Source organism: Neisseria sp. Ec49-e6-T10 (genome assembly GCF_051132615.1).
Classification (GTDB): domain Bacteria; phylum Pseudomonadota; class Gammaproteobacteria; order Burkholderiales; family Neisseriaceae.
Window position 1 is genome coordinate 1,911,786 of sequence record NZ_CP152375.1, and the last position, 19,832, is coordinate 1,931,617.

General features: G+C 35.0%; 19 protein-coding genes and 1 pseudogene. 13 read left to right on the top strand and 7 right to left on the bottom strand.

All coding sequences use genetic code 11. The annotated features are described in order from the left end of the window. Nucleotides 1-108: 108 nt before the first annotated feature. The 4 genes and pseudogenes from AADH04_RS09835 (at nucleotide 109) to AADH04_RS09850 (ending at nucleotide 7,637) form a co-directional block, all read left to right on the top strand. A pseudogene (locus tag AADH04_RS09835) lies at nucleotides 109-2,456 on the top strand (type I restriction-modification system subunit M). A 1-nt stretch (nucleotide 2,457) separates the two neighbouring features. Next, entirely contained in the window at nucleotides 2,458-3,798 is a 1,341-nt protein-coding gene (locus AADH04_RS09840) for a restriction endonuclease subunit S (protein ID WP_434777106.1), read from the top strand. 30 nt (nucleotides 3,799-3,828) lie between these two features. Then, nucleotides 3,829-6,924: a type I restriction endonuclease subunit R gene (locus AADH04_RS09845; protein ID WP_434777107.1), complete on the top strand. Its 3,096-nt coding sequence runs from the start codon at nucleotides 3,829-3,831 to the stop codon at nucleotides 6,922-6,924. Between the two features lie 5 nt (nucleotides 6,925-6,929). Continuing rightward, the gene (locus AADH04_RS09850; RefSeq protein ID WP_434779829.1) at nucleotides 6,930-7,637 is read left to right on the top strand and encodes a M48 family metallopeptidase; all 708 of its coding nucleotides are present in this window, start codon (nucleotides 6,930-6,932) and stop codon (nucleotides 7,635-7,637) included. A gap of 44 nt (nucleotides 7,638-7,681) precedes the next feature. On the opposite strand, the gene AADH04_RS09855 is transcribed toward AADH04_RS09850, so the two are convergent. Beyond that, nucleotides 7,682-8,353: a JAB domain-containing protein gene (locus AADH04_RS09855; protein WP_434777108.1), complete on the bottom strand. Its 672-nt coding sequence runs from the start codon at nucleotides 8,351-8,353 to the stop codon at nucleotides 7,682-7,684. Between the two features lie 175 nt (nucleotides 8,354-8,528). On the opposite strand from AADH04_RS09855, the gene AADH04_RS09860 reads away from it, so the two are divergent. Further along, nucleotides 8,529-9,668, top strand: a complete 1,140-nt coding sequence (locus tag AADH04_RS09860) for a winged helix-turn-helix domain-containing protein (RefSeq protein ID WP_434777109.1) — start codon at nucleotides 8,529-8,531, stop codon at nucleotides 9,666-9,668. A 155-nt stretch (nucleotides 9,669-9,823) separates the two neighbouring features. On the opposite strand, the gene AADH04_RS09865 is transcribed toward AADH04_RS09860, so the two are convergent. Genes AADH04_RS09865 through AADH04_RS09875 form a run of 3 tightly spaced genes read right to left on the bottom strand, consistent with a single transcriptional unit; the run spans nucleotide 9,824 to nucleotide 12,088 of the window. Further along, entirely contained in the window at nucleotides 9,824-10,510 is a 687-nt protein-coding gene (locus AADH04_RS09865; RefSeq protein WP_434777110.1) for a glutathione S-transferase family protein, read from the bottom strand. A 36-nt stretch (nucleotides 10,511-10,546) separates the two neighbouring features. Further along, a complete protein-coding gene (locus tag AADH04_RS09870; protein WP_434777111.1) occupies nucleotides 10,547-10,804 on the bottom strand; it encodes a TfoX/Sxy family DNA transformation protein in 258 nt (85 codons plus the stop codon). 30 nt (nucleotides 10,805-10,834) lie between these two features. Then, complete coding sequence (locus tag AADH04_RS09875) at nucleotides 10,835-12,088, bottom strand: alpha/beta fold hydrolase (protein WP_434777112.1); 1,254 nt, start codon at nucleotides 12,086-12,088, stop codon at nucleotides 10,835-10,837. Nucleotides 12,089-12,204: 116 nt separating this feature from the next. On the opposite strand from AADH04_RS09875, the gene AADH04_RS09880 reads away from it, so the two are divergent. Beyond that, the gene (locus AADH04_RS09880) at nucleotides 12,205-13,065 is read left to right on the top strand and encodes a LysR family transcriptional regulator (RefSeq protein ID WP_434777113.1); all 861 of its coding nucleotides are present in this window, start codon (nucleotides 12,205-12,207) and stop codon (nucleotides 13,063-13,065) included. Nucleotides 13,066-13,217: 152 nt separating this feature from the next. Further along, complete coding sequence (locus AADH04_RS09885) at nucleotides 13,218-13,574, top strand: hypothetical protein (RefSeq protein ID WP_434777114.1); 357 nt, start codon at nucleotides 13,218-13,220, stop codon at nucleotides 13,572-13,574. A 155-nt stretch (nucleotides 13,575-13,729) separates the two neighbouring features. Here the strand turns inward: AADH04_RS09885 and AADH04_RS09890 are convergent, their stop codons facing one another. Continuing rightward, complete coding sequence (locus tag AADH04_RS09890) at nucleotides 13,730-14,629, bottom strand: beta-1,6-N-acetylglucosaminyltransferase (protein ID WP_434777115.1); 900 nt, start codon at nucleotides 14,627-14,629, stop codon at nucleotides 13,730-13,732. Between the two features lie 233 nt (nucleotides 14,630-14,862). After that, nucleotides 14,863-14,991, bottom strand: a complete 129-nt coding sequence (locus AADH04_RS09895) for a hypothetical protein (protein WP_434777116.1) — start codon at nucleotides 14,989-14,991, stop codon at nucleotides 14,863-14,865. 455 nt (nucleotides 14,992-15,446) lie between these two features. Here AADH04_RS09895 and AADH04_RS09900 point away from each other — a divergent pair, with 455 nt between their 5' ends. The 6 genes from AADH04_RS09900 (at nucleotide 15,447) to AADH04_RS09925 (ending at nucleotide 18,363) form a co-directional block, all read left to right on the top strand. Then, entirely contained in the window at nucleotides 15,447-15,758 is a 312-nt protein-coding gene (locus tag AADH04_RS09900) for a DUF883 family protein (protein ID WP_434777117.1), read from the top strand. Between the two features lie 84 nt (nucleotides 15,759-15,842). Next, nucleotides 15,843-16,232, top strand: a complete 390-nt coding sequence (locus AADH04_RS09905; RefSeq protein WP_434777118.1) for a phage holin family protein — start codon at nucleotides 15,843-15,845, stop codon at nucleotides 16,230-16,232. Next, nucleotides 16,232-16,504: a hypothetical protein gene (locus AADH04_RS09910; protein WP_434777119.1), complete on the top strand. Its 273-nt coding sequence runs from the start codon at nucleotides 16,232-16,234 to the stop codon at nucleotides 16,502-16,504. Before AADH04_RS09905 ends, AADH04_RS09910 begins: the two co-directional genes overlap by 1 nt. Then, on the top strand, nucleotides 16,480-17,229 hold the full coding sequence (locus tag AADH04_RS09915; protein ID WP_434777120.1) for a deaminase: 750 nt from the start codon (nucleotides 16,480-16,482) through the stop codon (nucleotides 17,227-17,229). The genes AADH04_RS09910 and AADH04_RS09915 overlap by 25 nt, the downstream gene beginning before the upstream one ends. 53 nt (nucleotides 17,230-17,282) lie before the next feature. Continuing rightward, nucleotides 17,283-17,849 carry an NUDIX hydrolase gene (locus AADH04_RS09920; protein ID WP_434779830.1) on the top strand — a complete coding sequence of 189 codons (567 nt, stop codon included), beginning with the start codon at nucleotides 17,283-17,285 and terminating at the stop codon, nucleotides 17,847-17,849. 61 nt (nucleotides 17,850-17,910) lie between these two features. Continuing rightward, nucleotides 17,911-18,363: a hypothetical protein gene (locus AADH04_RS09925; RefSeq protein ID WP_434777121.1), complete on the top strand. Its 453-nt coding sequence runs from the start codon at nucleotides 17,911-17,913 to the stop codon at nucleotides 18,361-18,363. Between the two features lie 56 nt (nucleotides 18,364-18,419). On the opposite strand, the gene gltP is transcribed toward AADH04_RS09925, so the two are convergent. After that, nucleotides 18,420-19,763 (bottom strand): glutamate/aspartate:proton symporter GltP, encoded by a 1,344-nt coding sequence (gene gltP, locus AADH04_RS09930; RefSeq protein ID WP_434777122.1) that lies wholly within the window; start codon nucleotides 19,761-19,763, stop codon nucleotides 18,420-18,422. Between the last annotated feature and the right edge of the window lie 69 nt (nucleotides 19,764-19,832).

A 19,832-nucleotide genomic window follows, 5' to 3' on the forward strand; every position in this document is an offset into this window, starting at 1 on the left:
ACCCTTAATTTAAATTCAGAAGACTTTAGGATACAAAATATTATGGCCATTAAGAAAACAGAGCTTTATTCATCATTATGGGCAGGTTGTGATGAATTAAGGGGCGGTATGGATGCCTCGCAATATAAAGACTATGTACTAACATTACTGTTTCTTAAATATATCTCTGATAAATTTAAAGGCGAACGTTATGCTGAATTGATAGTGCCAGAGGGCGCTAGCTTCGACGATATGGTTAAGCTTAAAGGGGATAAAGAGCTTGGCGATAAAATTAATAAAATCATTGGTCGTATTGCAGAAGAAAATGATCTAAAAGGCGTTATAGATGTAGCTGATTTTAATGACGAAGATAAGCTAGGCAAAGGTAAAGAAATGACTGATCGCCTTTCTAAGCTTATTGGTATTTTTGAAGGTATAGACCTAACTAGCAATAAAGCGGAAGGGGATGATTTACTAGGTGATGCTTATGAATACTTAATGCGCCACTTTGCAACTGAATCTGGTAAAAGTAAAGGGCAGTTTATACACCTTCTGAAGTATCGCAGATACTGGCTAAAATTATCGGTATTAATGAAAATACGCCACAAGATGCTACAGTTTATGACCCCACTTGTGGATCGGGTTCGTTGTTGTTAAAAGCTAATGACGAAGCGCCAAGAGGGTTAACTATCTTTGGTCAAGAAATGGATAATGCAACTCGTGCCTTGGCACGTATGAATACCATTTTACATAATGCTTCAGATGCTTCAATTTACCAAGGTAATACCTTAACTAGTCCTCAGTGGACAGATGGTAATGGCAATTTAAAACAATTTGATTTTGCAGTGGCTAATCCACCGTTTTCTAATAAAAACTGGACTAGTGGTCTTAACCCAACAGATGACCCTTTTAAACGTTTTGAATGGGGTATTCCGCCAGAGAAAAATGGTGATTATGCTTTTTTACTGCATATTATTAAATCTCTAAAAAGCACAGGTAAAGGAGCAATTATTTTACCTCACGGTGTGTTATTTAGAGGTAATGCAGAAGCCACCATTAGAAGAAACTTAATTAAACAAGGTTTTATTAAAGGTATTATTGGCTTGCCTGCTAACTTATTTTATGGCACAGGTATACCTGCTTGTATTATTGTGATTGATAAGCAACATGCTAATGCTCGTAAGGGCATTTTTATGATAGATGCTAGCAAAGGCTTTATAAAAGATGGTAATAAAAACCGCCTACGTAGCCAAGATATTCATAAAATCGTTACCGTATTTAATAGTCAATTAGAAATCGAACGTTATAGCCGTATGGTGCCTATGGCAGAAATAGAAACCAATGACTATAACCTTAATATCCCCCGTTATATTGATACTAGCGAGCCTGAGGATATTCAAGATTTAACTGCTCATTTAAAGGGAGGTATACCTAACAAAGATATAGAAGCATTAGCGGACTATTGGCAAGTATTTCCTAATTTAAAAGCTAAACTGTTTGCTTTTGAGCGAGAAGACTATAGCCGTCCCTTAGTAGAGGCTACTCAAGTCAAAAATACCATTTTACAAGATGCAGAGTTTATAGCCTTTGCAGAGCGTACTTTAAAACCTTTTAAGGCATGGAGTGAGCACGCTAATTTAGCGGCTATTGCGAAAGGTGATCACCCTAAAGCTATTATCAAACAACTATCAGAAAGTTTATTAGTAGCTTATCAAAATAGTGAGCTAGTGGATAAATATGATATTTACCAAATCCTAATGGATTACTGGGCAGATACTATGCAAGATGATATTTACTTACTAGTACAGGAAGATTGGCAAATAGCCAATAAAATTAGGTTGCTTGTAGCTAAAAAAGGTGAAAAACTTAAAGAAAACCCTGATCTAGTCATTGATAAAGCCAAATATAAAGCAGAAATTATTCCCCCTACGCTTATTATCAGTACTTACTTTAAGAAAGAGCAACAATACCTTAATCAATTGCAAACTGAGCACGATACTGCACTTCAAAATTTAGAAAGTTTCATTGAAGAACATACAGGTGACGAGGGACTATTATCCGAAGCAATAAATGATAAAGATAAAGTTACTAAAACTTCTGTTGCTGAGCGCTTAAAAACAGCTACAGATACAGAAGAAATAACGATACTAAAACAAGCTAAAAAATTAATTGAACAAGAAGCCGCCGCTAAAAAAGAAGTAAAAGAAGCAGAGATTGCTTTAAATACTAAAGTATTAAATAAATATCCAACCTTAAACTTACAAGAAATTAAAACCCTTGTAATACAAGATAAATGGTTAGCAACCTTACAAGCCAATATTCAAGCAGAAATAGAACGGGTTACCCAACAACTAGCTAACCGCATTAAGGAGCTAGAAGAACGCTATGCTGAACATTTACCACAACTTGAGCAAGAGGTAATAGAGTTATCTGATAAAGTGGTTGCTCATTTAAAAGCCATGGGTTTGGAGTGGTAAAATGAAACAACAACAAATACCACAAGGCTATAAGTTAACAGAGCTTGGGGTTATACCTGAGGATTGGGATATTACAACTTATGGTATTGTTTTTAACTTTTTATCAACTGCAAATAATTCACGTAATGATTTAACTACGAATGGAAACATCGGATATATTCATTATGGTGATATTCATACTAAATGGAATTTCTTATTAAATGTTAACAAAATTGAAATTCCTTACCTTAAAAAAAATATTTTAGTAGCAGCATCTTATATTAAGGATGGTGACGTTATTATGGCTGATGCTTCAGAAGACTATGAAGGAATAGGAAAGAGCATTGAGATTTTAGGTTTAAAAGATAAAAAAATCATTTCTGGATTACATACTTTTTTATTACGGGATACTAATAATATATATGCCAATGGTTTTAAAGCATATTTACATTCAATTAGTAGTGTTAAAAAGTCCTTTGATAAACTAGCAACAGGACTTAAAGTTTATGGTCTATCAAAGAGTGCTTTAAAAAGTATTTGTATTCCTATTCCACCAAAGGAAGAACAAACTGCCATAGCCAATGCCCTTTCAGATATAGATACTTTAATTAATCAATTAAAAAAGTTAATTGCTAAAAAACAAGCTATTAAAACTTCAACTATGCAGCAATTATTGACAGGTAAAACCCGCTTACCTGCTTTTGCTTATCGAGAAGATGGCAGTTTAAAAGGAACTAAACAAAGTGAGTTAGGCGAAATTCCTGAGGATTGGGAAATATACCAAGTAGGTGATTGTTGCGAAATATTAACAGGTTTTCCATTCCCAAGTGAGCAATATTGTAAAGATGGAGTTAGACTGTTAAGAGGCTCAAATATCAAGCGTGGAACCATAGATTGGGCTGAAAATATAACAGAATATTGGTCAGAAATCACAGCAGCGGTTAAACAATATGAACTATTAGAAGGAGATATTGTGATTTCTATGGATGGTTCCCTAGTGGGAAAAAGCTTCTCTCAAATTAAATGTTCGGACTTGCCAGCTTTGTTGCTACAACGGGTTGCTCGAGTAAGATCAAAAGTTACTAATATAAATTATTTAAAAGAATGGATTTGTAGTATTTTTTTTACGCAATATTGTGACACAGTTAAAACCGTTACTGCTATTCCGCATATTAGTCCTATTGATATTAAAAGTTTTAAGCTATTCATACCTAAAAATAATTTAGAACAAACAGCCATAGCCGCTATTCTCTCCGATATGGACAAAGAAATAATAACCCTTGAGAAGCGTTTGGCTAAAACTGAATTAATTAAACAGGGTATGATGCAAGAATTATTAACAGGTAAAACCCGTTTAATTTAGGATTAAGTATTTATTTAAAGGATCATAATAATGAGCCAAATAGGTCAAAAAGAACGCGTTACCCAAAATAGAGTGGTTGAGTTTTTTCAAACCGAATTAGGTTATAGTTATTTGGGTGATTGGCATGATCGCGATAATAAAAATATTGAAACCAGTATTTTAGTACCTTGGTTAAAAAGGCAAGGAATTAGTGATACCTTAATAAATAAGGTATTACGCCGATTAGATCAGACTACTGCTTTAGGTGGTGGCCGATATTTATATGATGCTAATTTAGAGTTTTATAATTTACTGCGTTATGGTGTTAAAGAAAAACAAGAAGCTGGCGAACAAAATCAAACTATCTGGCTAATTGATTGGCAAAATATAGATAATAATGAGTTTGCTATTGCTGAGGAGGTAACGGTACAAGGGCAATGTAAAAAGCGCCCTGATATAGTGCTTTATATTAATGGTATTGCACTAGGTGTATTAGAATTAAAACGATCTTCAGTTGAAATTGGTAAGGGTATTCGACAAAACTTAGATAATCAAAAAGAACTCTTCATCCAGCAGTTTTTTACTACTATGCAGTTAGTAATGGCTGGTAGTGATAGTGTAGGTATTTATTATGGCACTATCGAAACCCCTGAAAAATACTATTTAAAATGGAAAGAGCCATTAGACCAATCCTCTTATACTAATTTACTAGATAATCACCTTCACCAATTATGCCGTAAAGAGCGATTGCTTGAGTTACTTCATGATTTTATTGTATTTGATCATGGTGCTAAAAAAACTTGCCGTCATAATCAGTATTTTGGTGTAAAAGCAGCACAACAATATATTGCTAAAAGAGAGGGCGGTATTATTTGGCATACTCAAGGTTCAGGTAAAAGCCTTAGCATGGTATGGTTAGCTAAATGGATTAGAGAGCATATTAAAGATTCACGGGTAGTTATTATAACTGACCGTACCGAATTAGATGAGCAAATTGAGAATGTATTTAAAGGCGTTAGAGAAGATATTTACCGAACTAAAAGCGGTACAGATTTAATAACTAGGTTAAATACTTCAGAGGAATGGTTAATTTGTTCATTAATCCATAAGTTTGGACATCAAAATGAAAAAGAGGGTGAAAAAGCTACAGAGGAATTTATAGCAGAGTTACAAAAAAATATTACTAAGGATTTTAGAGCTAAAGGTGATATTTTTGTGTTTGTGGATGAATGCCACCGTACTCAGTCAGGCAAATTACATGATGCAATGAAATCCTTTTTACCTTCAGCATTATTTATCGGTTTTACAGGCACACCTTTATTAAAAGCAGACAAAAAGAAATCTTTAGAAGTGTTTGGCCCTTATATTCATACTTATAAATTTGATGAAGCAGTAGCGGATGGTGTAGTGCTAGATCTACGCTATGAGGCTAGGGATATTGACCAGTTTATTAATAGCCCTGAACGAGTAGATCAATGGTTTGAGTCTAAAACAAGTAATTTAACCCGTTACGCTAAAACAGAGTTAAAAAGAAAATGGGGAACCTTGCAAAAGCTTCATTCAAGTGAGCCTCGATTAAGACAAATTGTACATGATATCGTTTTGGATATGGAGCTTAGACCTCGTTTAAAAGATAGAAGAGGTAATGCGTTATTAGTTTGTAGCAGTGTTTATCAAGCCTGTACCATTTTTAAATTATTACAAGATACAGAGTTAGAAGGACACTGTGCTATTGTTACCAGCTATAAACCTACGCCTAACAGTATTAAAGAGGAAGAAACAGGTGAAGGGAAAAATGAAGCATTATTAAAGTATGATGTTTATCGCAAGATGTTAGCTAAGCATTTTGATGAACCAGAAAACGAGGCGGCTAATAAAGTTGAGCGATTTGAACAAGAGGTAAAACAACGCTTTATTAAGCAACCTGCACAAATGCGCTTGTTAATAGTGGTTGATAAGCTATTAACAGGCTTTGATGCACCGCCAGCCACTTATTTATATATTGATAAGCAAATGCAAGATCATGCGCTTTTTCAAGCCATTTGTCGGGTTAACCGTTTGGATGGTGATGATAAAGACTACGGTTATATTATTGACTATAGAGACTTATTTAAATCATTAAAAGCAGCCATTAAAGATTATACCTCTGATGCTTTTGCTCATTATGATAAGGCAGATATTGAGGGCTTATTAAAAGACCGCTTAATTGAAGCTAAAAAAGATTTAGATGATGCTTTAGAAGCAATTAGAGGATTATGTGAAGTAGTGCCAGCCCCAAGAGCGCAGCAAGATTATATTCATTATTTTACAGGCATTTCTGGTGAAAATAATGAAGCGCTTACTGATAAAGAGCCTTTACGAATTACCTTATATAAACAAGTTTCTAAAGTCATCAGAGCTTATATTAATATTGCTAATGAAATGGGTGAGGCTGGTTATACAGCTGAGCAGATTAAGACTATTAGAGAGGAAGTAGAGCAATATAGGCAGCTTAAGTTAGAAATACAGCAGGCTAGTGGTGATTATCTGGATATGAAGAGTATAGAGCCTGCTATGCGTCGTTTATTGGATATGTATATTAGTGCTGATCAATCAGAAGAAGTAGCAAAATTTGAAGATTTAGGATTGATAGAGTTAATCGTTAATCAAGGGTTAGATGGTGTAGATACTGTATTAAAGGGTATGGGTGGTAATCAAGAAGCTATGTCTGAGGCTATTGAAAATAATATTCGTAAAAAGATAGTAGATGAAAATCCTGTTAATCCTAAATATTATGAAAAGATGTCTGTATTGTTGGATGAGCTAATAGAACTGCGTCGTAAAAATGCCATTGAATATAAAAAGTATTTAGAAGAGATTATTGTATTAGCAAAACAAACGGTTAAACCTGAGGAGCAAGAAGATTGTAATTATCCTGACTCTATAGATACCTTAGCTAAACGTGCTTTTTATGATAATCTGGGTAAAGATGAAGCGTTAGCTAATAGACTAGATGAAGCTATTAGAAATTCTAAAAAAGCTGATTGGTTAGGCCATATGCAGAAAGAGCGGAAAATTAAGCAAGTTATTGATCAAGCTTTAGAAGGCACTAACTATTCTGTAGAAGAAGTATTTGAATTAGTTAAGATGCAGAGAGAATACCATTAATGATGATGTCTATTGGTAGTTTGACTATTACTGTTATTAAAAAAGACATTAAAAATTTACATATTAGTGTATTACCTCCTGATGGTAAGATCAGGGTTTCTGCGCCAAAAAAATTAAATGATGATCTTATTCGCAGTGCTATTATCCAACGTTTGTCTTGGATTCGGAAGCAACAGAGAGATTTTCAGGCACAAATTAGGCAATCAGACAGAGAGATGCTCACAGGTGAAAGCCATTATCTATGGGGGAAAAGGTACTTATTAGAAGTAATTGAGGCAAAAGGTAAGCATTATATTATTCAGCAAGGCATGAACAAATTAAGACTTTATATTTCTCCCAATACAACCGTAGAAAATAAGCAACTAGTACTAAGCGATTATTATAGAGTACAGTTAAAAAAACAATTAACTCCTTTAATTGACAAATGGCAGACTAAGTTAGGTGTTAGTGCTAGTTTTATAGGTGTGCGTCGTATGAAAACTAAATGGGGTAGTTGTGAACCTAAAACAGCTAGAATATGGCTTAATTTAGAGTTAGCAAAAAAACCTATTGAATGCTTGGAATATATTCTAGTCCATGAGTTAGTACACTTATTAGAAAGGCACCATAATAATCATTTTATTGCATTAATGGATAAATATCTGCCTAAGTGGCAAACCTATAAGCAACTATTGAAAGATACATCGATTGCTGAAGAGAAGTGGGATTATTGAAATAATGAAATATTTTACTAAACTTTATCATAACAAAAAATCTTTTAATTATCCTTCATCTTCCGAATAATACTCGACACCTTTTGCGTAGAAAGACCTAGTATCTTAGCAATTTGTGCAGGTTTCAATTCTTTCTCAATTAAAAAGCTAATAGCAGAAGTTAAAATTTTTTCTTTCTCTTGTTCATGAGCATCTTGAGCATTTTTTAATGCCTCTTTCGCAACCGCTTTTTCTTCTTTACGAATCTGTTCTGCTAATTGGTAACTGGGCACATATTTAATGCTTTTCTCTAACTCATCCATTAACCCCACTTCTTTAAAACTCATATAATTAGTGGTGCTGATAATTAAATGATCTTCGACTTTTATATCAATAATCCGCCCAACTTGAATCAATCTATCGGTAATTTCTTTGTCTTCTTCCGATGGTTTCATGGTGCCAGCAGGGTGGTTGTGTACAGCAATCACGCGTGTGGCATTTTTTAAAATGGCCACCCTAAATACATTCATGGGTTCCACAATGGTGGCTTTGGTGCTGCCCAAACTCACCAATTCAATATACAAAATATAGCTTGCTTGGTTTAAACCAATAATCCAAAAATGTTCTTTCTCTTGATCGAATTTATTCTCACGTAACAAAATACGTTGCATAATGCCGTATATATCGTCTGAATCTTGAATTTGAATTTTGTCTTGATCGGTGAGTTTGATATTCATATTGGTTTTGGGCTTAAAAAATGTGCATAAAATATAACACAGATTATAAGGCATGTACGCAAATGATATAAGCGAAAACGGTAAGTTATTTTGTTTATCTTAATTAAAATATAGGTGAATAATAAGTTATGACTTTTGTTTGCCAAAAATGAATATAAAAATTTAAAGGGCTGTTATGAAAGAATGGTTAAGATATTTAGCCTTATCCCGTCAAGGCTTAACTTCACCAACGTTTGGGCTGGGGCTAGATGGCACACAATGCGCCATTGAATCTCTTGGTTATATTCAAATAGATACCTTATCGGTTGTTGAGCGCGCTCACCATCATGTTTTGTGGAGTCGAGTACCTGACTATACGCCTGAATATTTACAGCAGTTGGTTTATGACCGAAAGGTGTTTGATTATTGGTTTCATGCTGCTTCTTATTTGCCTATGCGTGATTATCGATTTGCTTTGCCTTTGATGTCGTCTGTCCGTGAGGGTAAGAGTCATCCGTATTTCTCTAATGCGAACCCTCGATTGATGCATGAAATTTATGAGCGAATTCGTATTGATGGCCCAACCAGCATGAAGGCACTTGGTATAGGGAGCAGCAATACTACTCGTAGCTGGAGCAGAGGAGAGGGCAAACATGCCTTGGATAAGTTGTTTATGCAGGGCGATTTAACGATTCGGGAAAGAAAGGGCATGGAGAAAATTTATGACCTGACTGAAAGGGTGATTCCCGCTGATATTAATTTGACTGCGCCTTCTTTATCAGAATATGCTGATTATCTTATTGATAATATGATTCAAGCACATGGTATTTTTACTTGGAAACAATTAACTCATTTGCGTACAGAAAATAATGTGAAACAGGCGATTAAAACCGCGTTGGAACAAAAAATTCAAGAAGGGCTGGTTTCGGTGCTAAATAAGGATAAGATGCCTGATGTTTATATTGATGCTCAAGCATTGGAAAACACTGAAAAACCAATAAACACATTAAAAATACTTTCTCCTTTTGATAATGCGATTATTCATCGGGAGCGCCTTAACCTTTTATTTAAATTTGATTATCGTCTTGAATGTTATGTAGCTGCTCATAAGCGCACGTTTGGCTATTTTTGTTTACCGATTTTATTTGGTGATCAATTTGTTGGCAGGGTTGATTGTAAAGCCGATAGGAAAGAAAAATGCTTAAAGGTATTCAATTTTTATCATGAGAATCAATCTGTCAAAATGGATTCTTTTAGAGAACAACTTATAGAAGAATTAACAAAATTTGCGGCGTTTAATCAATGTACTGAATTGGATATGGGTAATATTGTTTGACGTCTAATGCATTAAGTTGTACTGAAACATAAAAGTCTGTGTTGATTGTTTTTTTCTTAAGATTAAATAATAAATTCAGTTAGTCATAAAAATGTCTAATGTCATGTGTCTTTTATGACTAACTGAAAATAGTGAGAGAAATGCCGTGTTAAGGGTTATCTGCTAAAGCGATAAGGCTCATCCATCGGTATAAAATCTTTTTCTAGCAGTGCGTCTGAAATCCAATCCTGTACACCTTTTGTTTGGCAGACAGTATGAATATAACGTTCCAATGTTTCTGATGTGGGTATATTAAAGTTTTTTAATCTTAAGCACATTGGTGCATAAAAGGCATCTGCAATACTAAATTGACCAAATAGATAATCACCCTCTGATTTTTGTAGCGCGGTTGATAGACTCTGATCCAACAGTTGTCGTTCTTTTTTGACTTCTGGGTGGTCTCGTAGAACAATTTGCCCGATTTCAGGAAAGGACGCTTCAATATTCATAGGAAAATGATGACGGATATGTTGATAACCACTATACATTTTGGCAACAAGTATTCTTGCTTGTGTTCTTTGGTTGATATTAGTTGGCCATAAGGGTAAATCGGGGTGTTTGTCTGCTAGGTATTCACAGATAGCAAGTGTATCAGTCACAATAAGGTCATTGTCGACTAAAACAGGCACTGTACCATATTGGTTAAGGGGTACAATGGTTTGTTTAAAAATAGAGTCAGCTGCAAAACTATCAAAACGAACTAATTTTTCCTCAAACTGAATATCAAAATGTTTCATGACAACCCAAGGACGCATTGACCAAGAGGAATAGTTTTTATTACCAATATAAAGTGTGTAAGGCATATGGATTGTTCCTTTAATTATTAAAATTAAGTTCAGTCATTGTTTTAACGCATTGTGATAAGTTTTTAATTCTTTCTTTGTTTCTTCTGACAACTTATTATATTCAATATTTTCAATAGCGCCATATAATGTATATAAATGGACCAAACAAACTTCAGGAAATCGCAATTTTAATTGATAAAAAGCTTCTTTGGCGCCTAATGCTTTAAGCTGCTCAGCATCGGCAATACCTGCTGTTTGCAATTTTCTTTGCATTTCATTACCAATATTGATCAATGAGTTTAATGCTGTCATAAAAACCCCCCTAATCTTAATTTATGATGATTATAATATTTTGATCGATTTAATAAAATCAGTGATGAGCATTGTTAATGTTTCTGGTGCCTCAATGGGGGGGTGATGTGCCACACCTTCTAGTATATGTAACTGTGCATGTGCAATATTTTGAGCAATTTCTTCGCTCAGTTCTAAAGGTGTTGCTTGATCTTCTGCACCACACACCACTAAAGTTTTTGCTGTGATTTGGTTAAATGTTGAACGAATGTCTTTTCGGTTAATCGTGGCAGCGTCAAGGGCAAGGGTAATGCCTTCTTGATGATGCGATAACATAATGTTTCTTTCTTTTTTTGCCAGTTCAGGATTAGCCTCAAGCCAATGAGCGGTATTGACTCGGTTTTGTATTGTTAAAAAAGCCTGTTCTTGCTGTGCTTTGGTGCCTGTTCGCAGTGTTTCACGTAATGATAACCATGACTCGATTCGTTCAGGGTATTCAGCTCGCGCGCTTGTGCCAATAAGTATAAGCTTTGAAATCAGTTCTGGCTTTTTAGCAGCCAGCAGTAGGCCAACCATACCACCTTGGCTTTGACCAATAAAGGTGATTTGTTCACCAAAAGAGCACTCTTCTATCATCAATAAGATATCTTCGGCAATATCATCCAATGTCCACCCTGCTTTATTAAAGCCGCTTTTACTGTGACCAGGCATATCCAATACAATACAGCGATGGGTTGTTGCCAGCTCGTTTACTTGATGTTCGAATATGGTACGGTCAACAAATAAACCATGGGCAAATATTATCACAGGGCCTTCACCTAAGTCGGAGTAGGCATAGACTGTATCGTTGATACGAATTTCTTGTTGAACCCAGTCATGTGTGGGTTCACTAAAGGCGCGTTGTAGTAATGCGGAATCTTCAAAAATTTGATAACGTTTGATTAAACCATTTTGTACAGTAAAGTGGATGACCATACCACTGCCAATGGTGTTGCCTGTTTTTTTTATTAAATGGCGAAAAGCACCTATTACAATAACATCGTTTTCTTTCTCGAGTATTTGGCTAATGGTAAATTGACGGGGCAGAAAATTTTGTGGAAAATTTTCCAGCCAGTGTCGTATGTGTTTCTTGCCTTTTAATAAACCAACGGTTGAAACGTTGAGCTGACCATCGATATGCCATACTGCGTTGTCGTCAATTAATGACAATGCTTGTTCAGTATTTTTTTGCCCAAAAGAAGTTAAATAGGCTTGTACCACTTTAGATGGTGGAATGGCGTTTGGTTTAGGGGTATTTGTGTTCATTGGCGTTCCTTTTAGAAGTTCTTGATTAATTTACTCGCGCTTTTGATCATAATGAATTATTCTTTTTCTAAAAATAGACAATTTAGCTAGAATATTTTGCAAAAATGGAAAATAAAATGGATTGGAATGATTTAAAGTATTTTTCGCATATTGCCAAAACAGGCAGTTTAACCAATACAGCATTGAAATATGGGGTGAGTATTTCAACGGTTGCCAGACGTATGAGCGCATTAGAAGATGGCCTTGGCCTTCCTTTGTTTATTCGGCATCAAACAGGCTATACTTTAACGGATGCAGCTGTGAATATATTAGAACGTGTACAGACGATAGAGCATGAATTAAGTGCTCTTGAGCGTGTAACAAACAGCATGAATGATTACCCTTCTGGCGTGGTACGACTTGCCACGCCAGATACCATTGCCACTCATATTATTATTCCTGCGTTACCCAAGTTTAAAGCTTTATATCCAGATATCACACTGGAATTGATCACAGGTGTTGGTATGGTTGGTTTAGCAGGTAATGAGGTGGATATTGCTTTACGACTAGTGAGGCCACAAAAAGGTAATGTGACTGTGCAAAAAATTGGCATCATGACATCTGCTATTTATGGTAGCCATCAGTATCTTCAAGAGCATCCGGTCAACAATGTGTTAACAGGTCATCGGTTTGTGGGATGGGATGAAGCCCATATTCATTTGCCAGCATCTGAGTATTTGTTCAAGCATGTTCCAAATATGTCTTTTACGCTGAAAACCAGCAGCTTAGTGACACAGCTTGCTGCCGTTAAGGCGAGTATGGGGCTTGCTATACTGCCTTGTTTTTTTGCCAAAACAGATACTGATTTGGCACAGGTTGGTCAGAGTGTTTTGAGTGAAGCAATTTGGTTGGTTACCCATGTTGAGCTAAAGGCTTCTAAGCGGGTAAGAGCAGTGATGGATTTTTTAATAGAAACAATTGGTCAGCAGATTGAATAAAATGATGAATTATATTTAGAGGTAAATGATGGATGTGGTTGTAAAACGCGCATCAGGTAATGGGGTTAAGTGAGCTAAATAAGGGATGTTTATATTATTCATGACTAAAAAATGCCCTCGTTAATACACAAAACACAATTTGGAAAATGTAAATGTTTAATCTGTACTATAAATTTGCTGAATTATTTGGATTTAAGTTCGTTATTGTTTGGCTTATTATGGTGAGTGTGTTTATTTATGTGATAAAGACTGATTTCAATTCAGTGGCAAAAGCAGAACGAGATATGGCTGATGCTATTTGTGATGCGGTAAATATATCGATGAATGTAAAGGATTTTGAAAAAGAATTAACCCTTCGTAATATCGTCATTGAACCTTATATTAAACAGTTGGACTCAAATCAAAAAGAATATCATTTTATGAAAAATATTCGTACTTCTCAGAGTGGTGCTGTGTGTTTGGTTCTTGTAGATAAGAATAATGTGATTATTAAAAAATCTTTATTCTAAAATCAAGTCGTACATTTTAAATGGATTTTATTGATTACATCATAATAGGAAAAATAAAAAGGCAATTGATTCAGAGATCATTTTTATGATTACTCCTATCAAATTGCCTTTGTTTGGGTTCTTGTCTTGAATAGTAGAAAGTACCAATTGTTCAGTTATATGTGATCGTGTACATGGGCTGAAGTAATGTTTGGTACAAATTCATTCTTTTTTTGTTCCAGAAGATATGTTTCAAGAGAAGAGAGTATGGTCTCATCCTCGGATTCATCAAATTTTCGTGCGAATAAATGGTCACTGTGCATTAAAAAAGAAAGATCAGCTTGTATGAAATTTCTTGGTCTTAATTTGATTTCGTTTGGAAGTTGTACCCAATCTATTTCGCGTTTGTCATTGTTGATAATGTTTTGGTTGTCATAGCTGGTATTCATGATCACTGTTTGAAAAAAGCCTTCATCTGCAATGAATGTGTTTTTATAAAAATTTTTAAAACGTTCTACTTCATTATTATGGGTCACAAATTCACAAAATTTCCTGCTTAATATCATCCATTGATTACCAATATAGGGGGTCACATTGTCCATATAATGATTTTTCCTTGTATCTCCTACTAAAATCACTTCGTCATCTGATTCAAATACATAATTTTCTATACGATTCATCGTTTCAGGACGCATGTCTTTTTGGTTGATGACCTTAATGAAATCTTGATTTTTATGTTGATTTAAATAGTCGTGGATATAAAACTGGGTTTTTAGGGGAAAATCTTGTCCACTAAGGTTAATAAAAAATTGCCATTTAAGATGCATGTCCAGTAGTTGATGAATTGCCCGTAACTCAGTTTCTACCAAACTATAACCGCCCCAATTGGTGACTTTACTTTCTAATAATGAAGCATTAGAAAATGCTAATAAGAATGTCTTAATTTCAATATGTAGCTGGGGATCTGATTTTTTATCAATATGAATTAAATAATAATTATCAGGATGATAAATTGCATGGAAAAGTGTTTTAAACTGGTTTGGTAGGCGGTGTACCAAAATAAGGTAGGCTATCATGTTCATCTCCAATCAGAGATAGGATGTTGTCAGTAAATTTCAATTAAAATTGAATAAAAGAGTGAATGGTTAGGGGTAAAGACTTAAAGATTTTTGATTGTGTCTTCAAATGAAAGGATTATGGGTTAATATTTTAATTGGGATAAAAAACAGATAAGAGAATAAAGTTCATCGTTACTCTCTGGTATCTGTTCTTATAGCATTTAACAACTAAATGCGAATTTATGGTTTTGTTATCTGGTGATTAATGGAGTCAATGTATTTAACTCCTGTTTTTTGAGTTGTTTTTTCGCTCTTTTTTCTTTTGCGTTTAAAAGGGGTGATTTTTTGTTTTCTTTATTGCTTTGATTATGTTTGCTCATGATCTTTGTTACTCCAAAAAGGTATTGGCAAGATGCACAATACATTCTTCAGTATAGACCAATAAATTAAATTTAACACTTTAATTTATAAAATAAATTAATTTGTGTGATTTGAGCTTACTAAACTTGGTTCATTCATCTGTATTACAAGCGGTTTTTTAGATCGATAAGGTAAAAGGGTTAAGGAACATGAAATCAATTTATGGTTATATATAAAAATCGTCGTTTGATGTGGATGTTATGACTGAAAGAAGGGAGAGATAACATAGAGAATAGATGCAGCGGAACGAAAATGATTTTAGGGTGTCAGATATTAAAATAGTGAACATTAAACTATTTTTTTAACTATTATTTGTTAAATTCACTATAAAGTTCTTTTAAGGTTGACGTGTATAACTTTAGGGTGATATAAAGTATAAATGTTTGATAAAAATGAATAATAAAAGGAGGTCGTTATGGCTAAAAATGTTGCAGAACAAAGTGAAAAATTGTTGAGCGAAGTACGTGAAGTATTGAATAATGCCGAACAGCTAGTAGATGCTGCGGCAGAAAAGGGCAATGAAGAAGCACATGTCTTTAAAGAGCGTTTGTTGCAAAGATTAAAAGAAACCAAAGCGCATTTACATGAAGTAGAACATGATGTTGTTGCCCGTGCTAAATGTGCAGCAAAAGCAACAGATGGTTATGTTCATGACAACCCATATAAAGCAATTGGTGTGGCTGCAGCCATTGCATTTTTATTAGGATTGTTAATTTCTCGTCGTTAATCTCAAATGAATCAGCCATATTATTCATAAAATGTGATAATGTGGCTGTTTCTTTATTCTGTTTAATTTATTTGAAAGTGCAGTATGTCTGAACGCGCTTCATTATCAGTACCTTCTCGGGTAAAAAGAATTGCCAAAACGATTTGGGATTTGGCCTATATAAGAGCCAAAATGTTTAGTTTAGAAGCACAGGCTCAAAAAGAGCAATTGATCACCATGATGATCTTGCTCGTTGCTTTGAGTGTGTGTGTTTTATTTGGTTTTGTGGCTCTATTGTTTGGGCTAAACGCGGTATTGAGCCCTGAAGCAAGAATTTGGGTATTCTTTATTTTAGTGGCTTTTTTCTTGGTTATGGCATTGTTTCTGGTTTTCTGTTTGGCGCGCCATGCAGCAAATCAAAAACCTCCTTTTTATGAAACCTTGCAAGAAATCAAAAAAGATTTGGCTGCTTTGGAAGGAAGGGATGCTGAATAATGTTTTTTAAGGCTCAACAATTAAAGCGTCAGCAGGAAAAAGAGCTTCTTTTATTAAAAGGGGAAGCATTACGTATTCAGTTATTATTGGATGTTCATGCCAGTAAGCAGAAAATTCAATCAAATCGTTTTCTATGGACTCTTTTAGGTTCATCAGAAGTATTGGCTTTGCTTTTATCCACTTTTTTCAGGAAGAGAAAAGGTGGTATTAAAATGACTTTAGCTGTTTCTTTGGTTTCTTTGGTTTTATGGTTCAAGAAAAAACTCAAATAAATTCAATTGTTTTAAGTACACCACCATTGCCTCCTAAAGTTGTTGCACAACTTGCTTCTTGGCACATTCATACCGTTCAAGACTTAATGGATATGGGGGTCGTTAAGGCTTTTTTATTGTTAAAGCAAGCAGGACTAACTTTAACTTTTTCAACATTATGGTCTTTAGAATCTATTACGACAGGGATTCCTGTACAACAAATCAGTATAGAGAAAAAAAATAGCTTAAAAAATTTGGTGAAACAAGCACTACCTGTTGCAGTTTTCCCTGAACAAAATACTTTAGAACACTATATGAAGTGTGCTTTGGAAGAGGCGAAGAAAGCTTTTGGTATACAAGAAGTGCCTGTCGGTTGCATTGTTGTTAAAGATGGGCAGATTATTGGTTCAGGATTTAATCATTGTATGGCAAAAAACAGTGTCATGCAGCATGCTGAATTAGTGGCCATGACACAAGCAATGGCTTTTTTGAATCATTGTCGACTTGAAAACTGTGATTTATATGTTACGTTAGAGCCATGTGCTATGTGTGCAGGGGCAATACTACAGGCTCGGGTAAAGCGGGTTGTTTTTGGCGCAAGGGAACCTCAAATGGGGGCAGCAGGTAGTGTGGTTAATTTATTTGCCTCTTCTAAACTTAATACGCATACTGCTATATTGGGTGGTGTCTTGGCGCAAGAAAGCCAAAATTTATTACAAACATTTTTCCAAAATAGACGAGAGTAATATATAGTATCGCTAAATTTTAATATCTGATATGGTAAAGGAATATGATGGCAGTGTCACTGGAAGAAAAACTAATTGAATCAAAAGAGCTATTTTCTGGCAAAATTATTCGGGTTTTATTGGATAAAGTGACTTTGCCAAATGGGCATGAGGCCCCTAGGGAGGTTGTTCGCCATAATGGTGCTGCATGTGTATTAGCCATTACCCCTGACAATAAGGTCATTTTGGTGAAGCAATACCGACATCCAACTGGGGAAATAATGTTAGAGGTTCCTGCCGGTAAGTTAGATAAACCAAAAGAAGCGGCAGCTGGCGCAGCTTTAAGGGAATTAGCAGAAGAGACCCCATATACCGCACAAAGTGTGACTTTGCTGCATGAATTTTATAGTGCTCCAGGGTTTTGCGATGAAAAATTATTTTTATATCAGGCAAATGGGGTACAGCAAAATAGCCAGTTAAGTGCCGATGAAGATGAATTTGTTGAAACGGTTCTGTTGACAAAAAAACAAGTAAAGCAAGCGTTAAAAAAACGCAAAATTGTTGATGCAAAAACAATTATTGCATTACAGACATGGTTACTACAGGGTAAAAGTAAAAGAATGCAAAGAAAACCTGTTTAAGATGAATTAAAACAATATAAGGTATATGATTCATTAATAAGGCGTTTTTAAAGGATTCAGCATGAGGTATTTTGTTTCAATAGCATTGTTTTTTGGTGTTTTAAACCCTGTATTTGCACAAGGGAAAACGGTTTCAGATTTTTATTTTGGTAAAGCTGTTTCAAATGAGGAGCTTGATACCAGTGCGAAGGAGTTCTCTTTACGTGAAGGTATGGGGTGGTGTTGGGTTGCTCAGTTAAGTGATCATTTGATTGGTAAGCCAATAAAATCTGTTGAACTGTTTAAGTTACCAGACCAAGGTTCGTTTGAATCTGAAGACGCTAATATGAAAGTTACTTCATCTGCAGATAAAAAAACATGGACTATTGTTCAAACAGAAAAACTGGATGAAACACAAATGATTGAGCGATGTTGGTTTTTAGATCCAGAGCTTGATCCTAAGGGTGCATATTTATTAAATGTGAACATTAATGGTGAAGAACAAGTGCCTATTCGTTTTACTGTTGTGGATTAAGGATATTTTTAAGATATAAAAAACGCCTGTTGTAAACAGGCGTTTTTTTATTGATATTAATTTTGAGGTTTGGTACCCAGCATTTCTTGTTCATACTGTTTTGATTTTTCTACATCAAATTGTTTTTCCCATTTGGCAATAACCAATACGGCTAATGAGTTACCCAATACATTCACCGCAGTTCTACCCATATCCAAAATACGGTCTACGCCCATAATAAAGGCCAAACCTTCAAGTGGTAAACCAACACTGGTTAAGGTCGCAGATAAAACGACAAAAGAAACACCTGGCACACCAGCAATACCTTTAGAGGCAATCATTAGGGTGATCACAATAGTGATTTCTTGGACTATCGTTAAATCAATACCTGCTAATTGAGCAATAAAAATAACAGCGATACTTTGATATAGGGTTGAACCATCGAGATTAAATGAATAACCAGTTGGGACAACAAAACCAGTAATCGATTTTGGTGCGCCATAACTTTCCATTTTTTGGATGATTTTGGGTAATACGGTTTCAGAACTGGCAGTAGAAAAAGCGAGAATCAGTTCTTCTTTTAAAATGCGAATTAACTTAATAATGCTTAAATTACATAGTCTGGCAATGCCACCTAATACCAATAATGTGAAAACCAGCATTGCACCATAAACCAATAATACCAATTTACCCAATGGTAAGAGTGATTCAAAGCCATATTGTGCAACTGTCACTGAAATTAAACCAAATACACCAATAGGGGCGTAACGCATGATCATATTGGTTACTTTGAACATGGTGTCAGAAATGGCTTTTAAGACATTAAGTAAAGGCTCTTTTTGTTCTTTGGGAAGAGAGACCAGCCCCATACCAAAGAATACGGAAAAGAAAATGACAGGTAACATGTCACCTTTTGCCATAGAGTTGATGATATTGGTTGGAATCATGGACAAAATAGCCACCACAATACCATGAGGTTTCTCTTGTAGTTCTTGTGAGGTTTGTACATAACCAGAAATATCGCCACCAGGGCCTAATGAACTGATGTCAATTCCTGTACCTGGCTGGAAGATATTGGCGGCACATAGGCCAATCACAATAGCAACGGTGGTGACTATTTCAAAATATAGAATGGTCTTGACCCCTAATGAGCCTAATTTTTTTGCACTGTCCATTCCTGCAATACCAACAATGAGTGTTGTGACCACAATGGGTATCACAATCATTTTGATCATGCTGATGAAGATATCACCCAGTGGTTTTAGAAAATTCACATGAGCTGATTTATACCATTGATGCAAAGGATGGCTTACATCTGCATTGATGCCATGTAATATCGCACCGACAATAATACCCAAAGCCAAAGCAAATAGGATTTGCCATGCGAGGTTTCTTTTAAATGCATTAAAAATTTTTTTCATACTTATTTTTATCCTTTTATTATGATTGCTCCTACACTGTACTTATTCATTTTGCGATAAATTAAGAAC